Below are 13048 nucleotides of genomic sequence, written 5' to 3' on the forward strand. Positions count from 1 at the left end.
CGGAAAGTCTGGGACGTCCTGGTCAGGAACTAGCGTAGTCGAGAGTGGTGCAGGTTACGGAAACCTATCCAGCACCCGGACGTCATGATGGCAGGGGTTGCTGTTGCTGGAACTGCCGGAGGGCACCGCGAAGGGCACGCTCGGCGTCGAACCCTTTTGCGCGGGCGGAGCCGACGACGGCGAGCAGCAGCTCGCCCAGTTCCGCTTCGGATGTGGCGGTTTGGACAAGCCCCACCACCGGGTGTTCCGGGGCGCCGCTGTCCTGCGGCTGCACCTCAACTCCGGCGCGGGCCGCCCGGTCAAGGAACTTGTGTGCCTTGGCCAGCGCAGGCAGGGCCTCCGGTATCCCGTCGAACGGGCTGTTCCGCTCCGGGCTTTCCGCGGTCTTGACGGCGTCCCACTTCTTGACGATCTCCTCGACCGTGGCCGGGAAGCTGTCCTGGAGTGACCCGTCGGGCCGGAACACGTGCGGATTGCGGCGGACCATTTTTTCGGTCAGACCGCGGGAAACGTCGTCGAAGGTGAACGCGCCCCGTTCCTCGGCGAGCCGGGCGTGCAGCACCACCTGGAGCAGCACGTCTCCCAGCTCGCCCCGGAGTTCGGAATCGTCCGTGCCGGTTTCGATGGTTTCGGCAACCTCAAACGCCTCCTCGAGGAGGTACTCCACCAGCGAGGCATGCGTCAGGGCGCCCATCCAGGGGCAGTGTTCACGCAGCTGGGCGATGACCGTGACCAGCCGATCAACGGGGGCCTGATCAGCCAAGGTTGGCGTAGGTGTCGTTGATGTACTCCACCAGGGCTTCCTTTTCCTCAAGGGGCAGGAAGGAGGCCTCGGCGGCGTTGAGGGTCAGCTCAAGCAGGTCATCGAGATCGTAGTCGAAGGTCTCCACCAGCAGCTCGAACTCGTCAGTGAGGGTCACCCCGCTCATCAGCCGGTTGTCAGTATTAATGGTCACGTTGAAGCCGAGCTGGTAAAGCATGTCCAGCGGGTGGCTCTCGATGCCCTCGCCGAACCCGGCGATCGCTCCGGTCTGGAGGTTGGAGGAGGGGCAGATTTCCAGGGCGATGCCGCGGTCCCGGATCCAGCTGGACAGATCGCCCAGGGTGACCAGGCCGATGCTGTCGTCCTCGCCTTCGGCACTTTCCCCTCCGTCTTCGTCCTCGAACTCCACCATGATGTCCTCGGCGATGCGTACGCCGTGGCCAAGGCGGAGCGCGCGTCCGTCCACGAGTGCGGACTGGATGCTCTCGAGTCCGGCGGCCTCGCCGGCGTGGACGGTGGCGGGGAAGTTGTTCTGGGCCAGGTACGTGAAGGCGTCCTTGAACCGGGACGGCAGGAAGCCGTCTTCAGCCCCGGCGATGTCGAAGCCCACGGCGCCCCTGTTGCGGTGGCGGACGGCGAGCTCGGCGATCTCCTGGCCGCGGTCGGCGTGCCGCATGGCGGTGATCAGCTGGCCCACCTGGATCTCGCGGCCTGTCTCGGCAACGGCGTCGACGCCGGCTTCGAGGCCTTCCTGCACGGCCTCCACTGTTTCGTCCAGCGACAGGCCCTTCTGGAGGTGCTGCTCAGGTGCCCAGCGCACTTCGCCGTACACCACGCCGTCGTCCGCGAGGTCCTCAACGAATTCCTTGGCTACGCGGAACAGGCCCTCTTTGGTCTGCATCACAGCCACCGTGTGGTCAAAAGTCTCCAGGTAGCGGACCAGCGAACCGGAGTCCGCCGATTCACGGAACCACTGACCCAGGGCAACCGGATCGGTGGAAGGAAGCGTGTGGCCAACAGCCCCAGCCAGTTCGATGATGGTGGCGGGACGCAGACCACCGTCCAGGTGGTCGTGGAGGGAGACCTTGGGCAGGCTCCTCAAGTCGAAATCGAGGGCAGGGGCAGCATCAACAATAGGCTCAGTCACCTTCCAACCTTAGGGTCGGCAGGCAGCATATGCCAGCCGCTACTTTGCGGGCTGCTCGCCGTCCGCCGAAGTTGCGGCCAGCAGGGCCTGATCGTGCGAAGGAAGGGCGCCCTCCCGGCCGCCGTCGAGCCATTCGTCCACAACTTCGGCGTCGTTGCGGGCAAGGTGCTTGTGCCACCAGCGCAGGAGGTGATCGATGAGGATGCCCAGGACGATGGCGAACACCACGGCAATTCCTGCGCTCAGGAGCGGGTTGTTGTGCAGCCAGGGGAACGAGCTGGCCAGTATGCCGATTCCGATGGAATACCCCACCCAGGTGACACAGGCAAACGCGTCCAGCAGGAAGAACCGGCGGTGCGCAAAACCGGTACTGCCCGCGACGTAATTCACCGCGACGCGGCCCCACGGGATGTAGCGGGCGGTGAAGATCAGGACTGCGCCGCGCTTTTCGAGTTCGTACCTTGCCCAGCCGAAGGCCTTCTGGACTTTGGGCCGCCGCATCCAGCGCCAGCGTTCCAGGCCGATCCTGCGGCCCAGCATAAAGGCCATATTGTCGCCGGCGATGGCGCCGACCAGTGCCGTGAAGCCAAGGATCCAGAGATTTGGTTCGCCGCTGTGGCGGGAAAACGCCGCGAGGGCAACAATGAGGGTCTCGCTGGGAACCACCATGGCGAAGCCGTCAATGAAGAAGAAAATCAGCAGGACCGGGTAGATCCACCATTGGCCCGCCGCATGGAGCACGGCCTCATTAATAAACTCCACGCGGGTGTTGCTCCTAGACGAATGATGCAGCCGGAAGTGACGTAAATCGCTCTTCAGTGTCGCATGCCGCAGACGTGATCCGCTACGTCAGGTCCCCGTAACCCTAGGCTTCGGGATCCTTCAGCCGCTCCACCACCGGAACCTTCCCCTTGAAGCGGTTGATGACCAGATCGACGAGGATTCCGAGGCCCACGGCGCAGACGATGGCGATGGCAGCGCCGAGGAGGTGGTTGTTTTCAAACCACTGCCCGAAGAACAGCCCGATTCCCACTGAATAGCCGGCCCAGAGCGTGGCGGAGAGGACCGTCAGTCCCACGAAACGCAGGTGGTGGTAGTGGGTCACGCCTGCGGTGAGGTTGACAGCGACGCGGCCGATGGGAATGAAGCGCGCCACGAGGATCAGCGATGCGGGCCGCTTCCGCAACTCGTGGCCCGCCCAGCGGAACCCGCTTTGCATGCGCGGGCCCCGCATCCAACTCCAGCGCCGGGTCCCGACCCTGCGCCCGATGAGGTACGCAATGTTGTCACCCGAGAACGCTCCCAGCCCCGCGACGAGCATCAGCATCCAAGGGTTGGGGACATCCGCGGTGGCGGCCACTGCGGCCAGGCCCACCACCACGGATTCGCTGGGTATGGGCGGAAAGAAACCATCGATCATGCAGCAGGCCAGCACCACGAGCAACACCCAGGGCTGCCCGGCGGCGGCGAGGATGAAGTCGTTGATGGCCTGCATTTACCTATGCTATTCGGTCGATGATGAGTTGCTGGGCCGGGCGTGAGCCTTCGGGAGCGATCATCACCGCGTGCTCCAGGGATTCCTTGGCACGGGCGAACTTCTCCGGAGTGTCAGTGAGCAATGTCATGAGCGGCTCGCCGGCGCGCACCACCGCGCCCGGCTTGGCGTGCAGGCGGACGCCGGCCCCGGCCTGGACTGCGTCTTCCTTGCGGGCACGCCCGGCACCGAGGCGCCAGGCCGCGACGCCGACGGCCAGGGCATCGAGCTCAACCAGGACACCGTCGGCCGGTGCGTAAAGAGTTTCGGATTCCCTGGCCACCGGCAGCTTGGCCCGGGGATCGCCGCCCTGCGCCTCGATCATCCGGTTCCACACGTCCATGGCCCTGCCGTCCTTCAGAGCGGCGCGGACATCGGCGTCGTGAACACCGGCGCACGCCAGCATCTCCTCGGCCAGGCGCACCGTCAGCTCCACTACGTCCTCTGGCCCGCCGCCGGCCAGGACCTCCACGGACTCTTCAACTTCGATGGCGTTGCCCGCTGTGAGGCCGAGGGGCGTGCTCATGTTGGTCAGCAGCGCCACGGTGTTGACGCCGGCGTCCTTGCCCAGGGCCACCATGGTTTCGGCCAGTTCGCGCGCCCGGGCCTCGTCCTTCATGAACGCGCCGCTGCCCACCTTGACGTCCAGGACCAGCGAGCCGGTTCCCTCGGCGATTTTCTTGCTCATGATCGAGGAGGCGATCAGCGGGATAGCCTCCACCGTCCCGGTGACGTCGCGCAGGGCATAAAGCTTTTTGTCAGCCGGCGCCAGTCCCGCGCCCGCGGCGCAGATCACGGCGCCCACGTCCTGGAGCTGGGCCAGAATCTCCTCGTTGCTCAGGGCTGCCCGCCAACCCGGGATCGATTCCAGTTTGTCCAGGGTGCCGCCCGTGTGTCCCAGGCCCCGGCCGGAGAGCTGCGGCACGGCAACGCCGAACACCGCCACCAGGGGCGCCAGCGGCAGGGTGATCTTGTCCCCCACTCCCCCGGTGGAATGTTTGTCGCTGGTAGCCTTCACGCCGCCGTCGGCCTGCCGCAGGCTGGAGAAGTCCATCCGCTCGCCCGAGGCGATCATCGCGGCCGTCCAGCGCGAGATCTCAGCCCGGTCCATGCCGTTGAGCAGGATGGCCATGTTCAGGGCGGCCATCTGCTCGTCGGCAATGGCACCGCGTGTGTACGCGTCGATGGTCCAGTCGATCTGTTCCGGGGTCAGTACGCCCCGGTCACGCTTGATGCGGATGATGTCGACGGCGTCGAACGCTTCAGTTTTGTTCGGGGTTTGTGTCACCGGGTTTCCTCCAGGTGTTGGGGACCAAAGGCATCGGGAAGGACCTGGTCCATGGTCCTGATTCCCTGGGTGGTCATGAGCTCCATATCGGGAGCCCGGAATTCGTACAGCAACTGCCGGCACCGGCCGCAGGGCATCAAAATGTTCCCGCCGGCGTCGACGCAGTAAAAGGCGCGGAGAAGTCCGCCCCCGGTCATGTGCAGGTTGCCTATAAGGGCGCACTCGGCGCACAGGGATAGGCCGTAACTGGCGTTTTCAACATTGCAGCCACTGATGATCCGGCCATCCGCGGTAAGGGCTGCCGCCCCTACCGCGAAGTTCGAATACGGTGCGTACGCGTGGGCCATGGCGGCTACTGCGGCGGCCTCGAGAGCGGCCCAGTCGACGTCGACGGTATTCACCGTCAACCCTTTACGTACGGTATGCCGCTTGCCGCCGGGGGCCGGGACCTGCCCACGAGCCCGGCGACGGCGAACACGGTCACGAGGTAGGGCAGCATGGCCATGAACTGGCTAGGCACCGGGGTGCCGATGATCGTCACGATGCTCTGCAGGTTGTCGGCGAAGCCGAACAGCAGCGCCGCGAAGAACGCACCGATCGGGTTCCAGCGTCCCAGGATCAGGGCGGCTAGGGCAATGAAGCCCCGGCCACCGGAGATTTCCTTGGTGAAGCTGTCGATCGCCACGAGGGTGAAGAACGAACCGCCGATCCCGGCTACCGCGCCGCCGAGGGTGACGTTCCAGAAACGGGTGGCGTTGACCTTGATGCCCAGGGTGTCGGCGGCCTGCGGGTGTTCGCCCACGGAACGGACCCGCAGGCCCCACTTCGTCTTGAACAGTCCGACCCACACCACAGCTACGGCCACATACATCAGGTAGCCCACCACGGACTGCTTGAAGAGGATGGGGCCGAGGACAGGGATGCTGGACAGGATCGGGATCTCGATGATGGGCAGCCGGCCCGGGGAGTTGAACATGTCCTTGTCCGCCTGCATCACAGTGCTGAACAGGAAGCCGGTGAGTCCCGAGATCAGCACGTTCAGCACGACGCCGACGATGATCTGGTTGACCACATACCTGATGCTGAAGACTGCCAGCACCATGGACACCAGGGCACCGGCGACGGCCGCGGCGAGCAGCCCCAGATAGGGGCTGTCCGTCAGGCTGGCCACGATGGCGGCCGTGAAGGCACCCCCCAGGAGCTGGCCTTCGATGGCGATGTTCACGACGCCGGAGCGTTCGCACAGGACACCTGACAGCGAGCCGAAAACGATCGGCACCGCAAGGGTGACGGACCCGGCGATGAGGCCGGCCAGCGAGATGCTGGGGGTCCTTGCGCCGCCGACGACCCAGATCAGGAAGGCCACCACGAACAGGACAGTGAAAGCGACCGGCAGCCAGCGGGGCGGCCGGGCGTTCTTGGTCTTCAGGAACATGGCGTAGCCCGCGAGGCCCAGCAGGATCACGGAGAGCAGGATCCCTGCGCCGAAGGCCGGCACTTCAATGGCCGGCAGTTGGAAGAAGTCGCCGCCGGAGGAGATGCCGAATTTGGCCGTTGCCTGTGGACCCATCAGGCCAAAGAAGATGAACGCGACCACGGCCAGCGCGAGCAGCGTGACCGGCAGCTTCCAGGTGACGGGCTTTCCGGAGTATGCCGCGGCGCCGGTGCCGTCCGGCTGTGGTTTCCCCTGCTGCGGCTTGACGGGTTTTCCCGGGACGGGTGAGGTTGCTGTTGTGCTCATGCTGCACCTCCGGTGGTTGCTGCCTTCGGGGATTTGCCGGCGGTTGCGGCCTTCTTCTTACGGGCGTTGAGTCCGAAGACCGCACGGACCAGCGGCGGCGCGGCGATGAACAGCACAATGAGCGACTGCACCACCAGCACGATGTCGATGGGGGTTCCGGTCTGGATCTGCATCTGGACCGCGCCGGCGCGGAAGGCGCCGAACAGCACACCGGCGGCGAAGGTGCCCCACGGCGTCGAACGTCCCAGTAGTGCGACAGTGATGGCGTCAAAGCCATAGGTTGCGGCGACGCCGTCGGTCAGGACCTTTTCGGTGCCTGCGACCTGCGCGACGCCGGACAGTCCGGCGAGGCCGCCGGCGATGGCCATCACCAGGACGGTGGCACGCGGGACGTTGATACCGGCGGTCAGCGCCGCCTTCGGGTTGGCCCCCACTGCGCGGAACTCGAAGCCGATGGTGGAGCGGTTCAGCAGCCAGGACACAAACACCGTTGCCGCAATGGCCAGCAGGAACCCAAGGTGCAGGCGGTACTGGGTGCCGAAGATCTGCGGATACACGGCGGTGGCGTCCAGAATCGGCGAGATCGGGGTGGCCTCGCCGGGCCGCTGGAACGCCGGCGAATCAAGCAGGTACCGGACGAGGTAGAGCGCTATGTAGTTGAACATGATGGTCACGATGACCTCATGGGCACCGGTCCTGGCCTTCAGCAGGCCCACGAGGCCGCCCCAGACGGCGCCGGCGATAACGCCGGCGAGGAGGACCAGCAGCAGGTGCAGCCCCACCGGCAGGTGGAGGGCGAATCCAACCCAGGCGGCCAAAATGCCGGCCATGATGATCTGGCCCTGGGCACCGATGTTGAACAGGCCTGCACGGAACGCCAGGGCAACGCCGAGGCCTGCCGTAATCAGCGGGGTGGCGATGGTCAGGGTCTCCATCAGCGGAGCGAACTGTCCGCCGATCCCGCTCCCCCGCGGGTTGAAGACCGAGCCCTGGAAGAGCGCGACGTAGGAGCTGGTCGCGGCCGACCAGACGGCGGTGAGGAAGTCAGAAGGACGGGCAAACAGGTAGCTCGATGTGGCGGCGACCCTCTCGTCCGTACTGGCAATAAGCAGCCCGCCCAGAATCAGTGCCAGGATGACGGCGAGGATGGTGACGATGCCGTTGCCGGTGAAGATCTTGCGCAGGACCGAGTCCGAGTCCCCACCGGGAAGGGACCCGCTCTGGGCCGATACGGGAACGGCGGATGGCCGCATCGCGCCGCCGGCAGTGTCCAGTGAGGTCACCAGGGCGGTGTCCTGCGTGGACGCCGGAGCAGCCGGCTCCTCGGGTTTCGTTCCCGGAACACGGTCCGGATCCGGGCCGGCCGGGCGGCGCGGCTCGTTGTTCTCACTCATGGTCGTCTCCTACGGCACCGGAGCGGGGCTCCTGCACGGGCTGGGCGGCGGGGGCTGGGGTGGTTGCCGGAACGTCGGCGGGGTCTTCCGTGGAGCGGCGGGCCGGGCTGCCCGCGGCGTCGGCGAGGGCGGCCTCCGGGGACACTCCGGCCATCATCAGGCCGAGGACGCCGCGCGAGGTGCCGGCCGGGACGATCCCGACGACTTTGCCCTTGTAGAGGACGGCGATCCGGTCCGCAAGCTCAATCACCTCGTCCAGTTCGGTGGAGACGATCATCACGGGCGTGCCTTGGTCCCGCTCGGCCACAATGCGCTTGTGCAGGAACTCGATGGACCCGACATCCACGCCGCGGGTGGGCTGGGAGGCGATGAAAAGCCGTAGCGGCCGGGAGAGCTCCCGGGCCATGACGACTTTCTGCTGGTTTCCGCCGGACAGGGTGCCGGCCGCCAGCGAACCTGACGGGGTGCGGACGTCGAATTCGTCGATCCGGGTTTTGGCGTTCTCCAGCACCTTGGCGGGGCTCATGCTGATGCCCTTGGCGAACGGCGCCTGGTCATACCGGTCCAGGATCAGGTTTTCGGCGATCGAGAAGGTGCCGATCAGGCCGTCCACGGACCTGTCTTCCGGGACGAAGCCGACGCCGGCGTTAAGGACTTCCTTGACGCTGCGGCCCAGGAGCTCTTCCCCGTCGAGCAGGATGGAGCCGTGAACGCGTTCCTGGAGTCCCAGGATGGCCTCGGTCAGCTCTGTCTGGCCGTTGCCCTGGACGCCGGCGATGGCCATGATCTCGCCGCGGGCGATGTCGAAGCTGATACCGTCCACCACGTGCTGGCCGCTGGGCGCGATGACCGTGAGGTCCTTGACCTGGAACGTCGTCTCCTGCGGCTTGGCCGGGGCCTTGTCCAGGGTGAGGTTCACTGCGCGTCCGACCATCATGGAGGCCAGCTCCGTAGTCGAGGCGCCGGGATCGGCGGTACCGACAACCTTGCCGCGCCGGATCACCGTGATGGTGTCGGAGACGGCCTTTACCTCGCGGAGTTTGTGCGAAATGAACACGATGGAGGTGCCGTGGCTCTTGAGCTGGCGCATGATGTCCAGCAGTTCGTCGGTGTCCTGCGGGGTGAGTACGGCAGTGGGCTCGTCGAGGATGAGCACCTTGGCGTCCCGGACGAGGGCCTTGATGATTTCCACCCGCTGCTGCACACCCACAGGCAGGTCTTCGATCAGGGCATCAGGATCGACGTCGAAGCCGTAGCGGTCCGAGATCTCCTTGATCTTCCGGCGGGTGTCATCCAGGTTCAGGAATCCGCCGGCCTTCGTGGTTTCCGCCCCCAGTGCGACGTTTTCGGCGACAGTGAAGACGGGGACCAGCATGAAGTGCTGGTGCACCATGCCGATGCCGGCGGCCATGGCGTCGCCCGGCCCGCGGAAGGTGACCGGTTTGTCGTCAACGAGGATCTGGCCCTCGGTGGGCTCGTACAGTCCATACAGGACGTTCATCAGCGTGGACTTGCCAGCGCCGTTTTCGCCGAGCAGACAGTGAATCTGCCCGGGTTCAACAACCACGTCGATGTGGTCGTTGGCTACCAGGGAGCCGAAGCGTTTGGTGATCCCCTTGAGTTCAAGTTTCAAAACCCTGACCAATCTCGAATTGTCCCGGCAGGCCATGCCCGGACGGATGATGGGGCCGCAGCAACAGCCTAGTGCCTGCGGCCTGATACGGAGCCGGTCCGCTCAACGAAAAGCGCCACAGCCCGTGCGGTGGATGACCGGACGGGCCGTGGCGCTTAGCGGAGGGACTTAGACCTTCGGGCTGGCTGCGGATTCAACCTTCAGCGTGCCGCCGGCGATGTCCTTCTTGATCTGTTCCAGCTCGGTCTTCAGCTCAGCGGGAACCGCAGACTCAAGATCGTGGAACGGCGCCAGCTGCACGCCGTCGTTCGCGAGGGTGCCAACGTACGGCGTGTTGGTGAACTTGCCGTCCTTGTCTTCCTTCACGACGTTCTCCACTGCTTCGCCCATGAGCTTCATGACCGAGGTCAGCATCAGGTCCTTGTATTCCGGAGCGGTGAGGAAGCCGTCGGAGTCAACCCAGATGAGCTTGACGTCCTTGCCGGCCGCTTTGGCTTCTTTCAGGGCCGCGCCCGCGCCCTTGCCGACGGGGCCGGCAACTGGCATGACGATATCGGCGCCCTGGTCCAGGAAGTTCTGGGTCAGCTGCTTGCCCTTGTCCTGCTTGTCGAAGTCACCGGTAAAGGAGCCGTCCTGCGCAGCCTTGTCCCAGCCAAGGACCTTGACGTCCTTGCCCTTTGTCTCGTTGTAGTACTTCACGCCGTCAACAAAGCCGTCCATGAAGATGGTCACGGTGGGGAGCTTGATGCCACCGAAGGTGCCGACGGTGCCGGTCTTGGTGGTGCCGGCCGCCACGTAGCCGGCGAGGAAGGCTGCCTGCGCGGTGTCGTAGATGATGGGCTTGACGTTCGCAATTGCGGGTGTGTAGCCGTAATCGATGATCGCGAAGTGGCTGTCCGGGTTGGCCGCAGCCTGGGCCTTGGTGGCGTCACCCAGGAGGAAGCCCACCGTGACGGTCAGGTCGCAGCCGGCCGTAACCATGGCGCGCAGGTTCGGTTCGAAGTCGTTGTTGGTCTTGGACTCGGCCTCGTTGACCTTGATGCCCAGGTCCTTCTCAGCCTTCTTCAGCCCTTCGTATGAGGACTGGTTGAAGGACTGGTCGTCGAATCCACCGGAGTCGGAAACGATGCAGCCTGTGTAGTCGCTGGCGGTCGCGGTGGCGTTGCTGCCTGCCTCAGGTGCCGCCCCGCAGCCGGTCACCAGGAGTGCTGTGGCACCCACGGTGGCCATGCCGGCGATGGAGCCGCGTTTGAACTGGGCGCGCAGTGTGTTCTTCAAATTTCCTCCAGGGAGAGAGTGGCGCTACGACTCGAATTCAATGAGTGTCCGTTTCTACACTGAAATTCTGTTTTCACTGAGGGCTTCGCAGCACTGCGCCGGAGCGCACTGATACACCACACTTTAGTGGGCTGCACCACAGCCGCTACCACATCGGGGCCCGATTCTGGAGATTGTTGAGAACTTGTTACCAACGGGTAGGCAGCCGCGCCACCTGCGGGATCGGCGGCTAGAGGCGTACCAGCATCTTGCCGGTATTTACACCCTCCAGCAGGTCCATGAACGCCTGCGGGGCGTTTTCCAGACCGTCAACCACCGTCTCGTCGTAGCGGACTGAGCCGTCCGCCAGCCAGGCGGCCATCTTCTCGAAGAACTCGGCCCGGTGCTGGCGCTGGCCACTGACCAGGAAGCCCCGGAGGGTGAGCTGTTTGCCGATGGCGACAGCGAGGTTCCGGGGAGCCGGAGAAGGTTCTGTGGCGTTGTACTGCGCGATGGCACCGCACATGGCGACGCGGCCTCCGACGTTGAGTTCGGCCAGGGCCGCTTCCAGGTGGTCCCCGCCGACGTTGTCGAAGTAGACGTCAATCCCCTGGCCGTTCGCAGCGGCCTTGAGCTGCTCGCCGACCGGTGCATCGCGGTATTTGAAGGCGGCATCGAAGCCCAGCTCCAGGAGCCGCTCCACCTTTTCCGGCGTTCCGGCGCTGCCGATGACCCGGGAGGCACCCATGGCCTTGGCGATCTGGCCCACCAGTGACCCGACGGCACCTGCGGCACCGGAAACGAACACGACGTCGCCGGGCTTGAACTCGGCAACCTTGAGCAGGCCGGCGTACGCCGTCAGCCCGGTCATGCCCAGCGCTCCGAGGAATGCCGACGCCGGGGCAAGGTCCGTGCGGGCAACCGCCGTGGCATCGGCCTCAAGAACGGCGAATTCACGCCAGCCCAGTTGATGGACGACGACGTCACCCACCTTGCGCCCTTCGGCCCGGGACTCTGTCACTTCACCCACGGCGCCGCCGTCGAGCGCTGCATCCAGCGCGAACGGCGCTGAGTACGATTTGGTGTCATTCATGCGTCCGCGCATGTAGGGGTCAACGGAGATGAAGAGGTTGCGGACCAGGACCTGGCCGTCCTGCAGTTCCGGCAGGTCGGACTCGGCCAGCCGGAAGTTTTCCGGGACGGGCCGGCCGTGCGGACGCGATGCCAGCCGGATCTCCCGGGAGGTACGGGGAAGGGTTGCGGTGTTGGTGCTCATGCGGCGAACTCCAGGATCTTGATGTCTACGGTCATGTTTCCGCGGGTGGCGTTGGAGTAGGGGCAGATCTGGTGCGCTTTGGCCACCAGGGCTTCTGCCGTAGCGAGGTCGAGTGCAGGCACGGCGATTTCCAGCTCAGCAGCCAGGCCGTAGCCCGCGCCGCCGTCCAGGGCGCCGAAGTGGATCTTGGCCGCCACGGCAGAATCGGTCAGGTCGGCGCGTTCCTTGCCGCCGACGAGGCGCAGTGCCGAGTGGAAGCATGCCGCATAGCCCGCCGCGAAAAGCTGCTCAGGGTTGGTGCCCTGGCCGTTTCCACCCAGCTCCACGGGGCTTGCGAGGGTGACGTCAAGCTTTCCGTCTTTGGTGCGCGCGTTGCCGTTGCGGCCTTCGCCGGAGGCCAGTGCCTCGGCAGTGTAAAGAGTCTTCATGATGGTCCGTCCTGTAGGAGGTAGGTACTGGAATTCGGTGTGGTCAATGGGAGTGGTGCAGGGCCTCGGTGAGCCGCTCCAAGGTGGTGCGAAGTTGTTCAAGCTCGTCGGAAGTCAGTCCGGCTGCTTCGGCCAGGCGCTGGGGAATGGCGTTTGCCTTGCTGCTCAGCGCCTGTCCGGCGGCCGTCAGGTGGACGGCGACACGGCGTTCGTCCTCGCCGGACCGGTTGCGCTCTACGAGCCCCATCGCTTCCAGCCGCTTGAGCAGGGGCGACAGCGTGCCGGAATCCAGGCCCAGCTCGTCCCCCAGCTCCCTGACTCCGCGCGGTTCGGCTTCCCACAGCACCAGCATCACCAGATACTGCGGGTAGGTGAGGCCAAGATCTTCGAGCACGGGGCGGTAAACCGCTGTCGCCGCCCGGGAAGCGGAGTAAAGGGCAAAGCACACTTGGTGGTTCAGGCGGGGAGCGTCAGTCACGCCTTGAACGATAGTGGACAATTCAATTGTGCACAACTTAACTAGGATTCAGGTCAGCATCCGCAGCACCCATGTGACACGCCCACGGTTAAGCAGGAACGGACACCCC

At 65.2% G+C, this 13048-nt stretch carries 13 protein-coding genes; all 13 read right to left on the minus strand.

Annotation, left to right across the window (positions count from 1 at the left end):
- Positions 1–82 precede the first annotated feature (82 nt).
- On the minus strand, positions 83–694 hold the full coding sequence (locus AC1MCA_RS04340) for a MazG nucleotide pyrophosphohydrolase domain-containing protein (RefSeq protein WP_479803288.1): 612 nt from the start codon (positions 692–694) through the stop codon (positions 83–85).
- A 61-nt stretch (positions 695–755) separates the two neighbouring features.
- Positions 756–1910, minus strand: a complete 1155-nt coding sequence (locus AC1MCA_RS04345) for an adenosine deaminase (RefSeq protein WP_479801473.1) — start codon at positions 1908–1910, stop codon at positions 756–758.
- Positions 1911–1949: 39 nt separating this feature from the next.
- On the minus strand, positions 1950–2672 hold the full coding sequence (locus AC1MCA_RS04350; protein ID WP_479801474.1) for a DedA family protein: 723 nt from the start codon (positions 2670–2672) through the stop codon (positions 1950–1952).
- A 103-nt stretch (positions 2673–2775) separates the two neighbouring features.
- Positions 2776–3405: a DedA family protein gene (locus AC1MCA_RS04355; protein WP_108600471.1), complete on the minus strand. Its 630-nt coding sequence runs from the start codon at positions 3403–3405 to the stop codon at positions 2776–2778.
- Positions 3406–3409: 4 nt separating this feature from the next.
- Complete coding sequence (locus tag AC1MCA_RS04360; protein ID WP_479801475.1) at positions 3410–4732, minus strand: thymidine phosphorylase; 1323 nt, start codon at positions 4730–4732, stop codon at positions 3410–3412.
- A complete protein-coding gene (locus AC1MCA_RS04365; protein ID WP_479801476.1) occupies positions 4729–5133 on the minus strand; it encodes a cytidine deaminase in 405 nt (134 codons plus the stop codon). Before AC1MCA_RS04365 ends, AC1MCA_RS04360 begins: the two co-directional genes overlap by 4 nt.
- Positions 5134–5135: 2 nt before the next feature.
- Positions 5136–6473 carry an ABC transporter permease gene (locus AC1MCA_RS04370; protein ID WP_479801477.1) on the minus strand — a complete coding sequence of 446 codons (1338 nt, stop codon included), beginning with the start codon at positions 6471–6473 and terminating at the stop codon, positions 5136–5138.
- Positions 6470–7867, minus strand: a complete 1398-nt coding sequence (locus tag AC1MCA_RS04375; RefSeq protein WP_479801478.1) for an ABC transporter permease — start codon at positions 7865–7867, stop codon at positions 6470–6472. The genes AC1MCA_RS04370 and AC1MCA_RS04375 overlap by 4 nt, the downstream gene beginning before the upstream one ends.
- Positions 7860–9500: an ABC transporter ATP-binding protein gene (locus tag AC1MCA_RS04380; RefSeq protein ID WP_479801479.1), complete on the minus strand. Its 1641-nt coding sequence runs from the start codon at positions 9498–9500 to the stop codon at positions 7860–7862. Before AC1MCA_RS04380 ends, AC1MCA_RS04375 begins: the two co-directional genes overlap by 8 nt.
- Before the next feature lie 168 nt (positions 9501–9668).
- Positions 9669–10778 carry a BMP family lipoprotein gene (locus tag AC1MCA_RS04385; RefSeq protein WP_479801480.1) on the minus strand — a complete coding sequence of 370 codons (1110 nt, stop codon included), beginning with the start codon at positions 10776–10778 and terminating at the stop codon, positions 9669–9671.
- Between the two features lie 229 nt (positions 10779–11007).
- Positions 11008–12033 (minus strand): NADP-dependent oxidoreductase, encoded by a 1026-nt coding sequence (locus AC1MCA_RS04390; protein ID WP_479801481.1) that lies wholly within the window; start codon positions 12031–12033, stop codon positions 11008–11010.
- Positions 12030–12461, minus strand: coding sequence for an organic hydroperoxide resistance protein (locus AC1MCA_RS04395; RefSeq protein WP_479801482.1), 432 nt, complete (start codon positions 12459–12461; stop codon positions 12030–12032). Before AC1MCA_RS04395 ends, AC1MCA_RS04390 begins: the two co-directional genes overlap by 4 nt.
- A 43-nt stretch (positions 12462–12504) precedes the next feature.
- A complete protein-coding gene (locus AC1MCA_RS04400) occupies positions 12505–12939 on the minus strand; it encodes a MarR family winged helix-turn-helix transcriptional regulator (RefSeq protein ID WP_479801483.1) in 435 nt (144 codons plus the stop codon).
- Positions 12940–13048 lie beyond the last annotated feature (109 nt).

It is taken from the genome of Arthrobacter sp. BK1 (genome assembly GCF_056680055.1).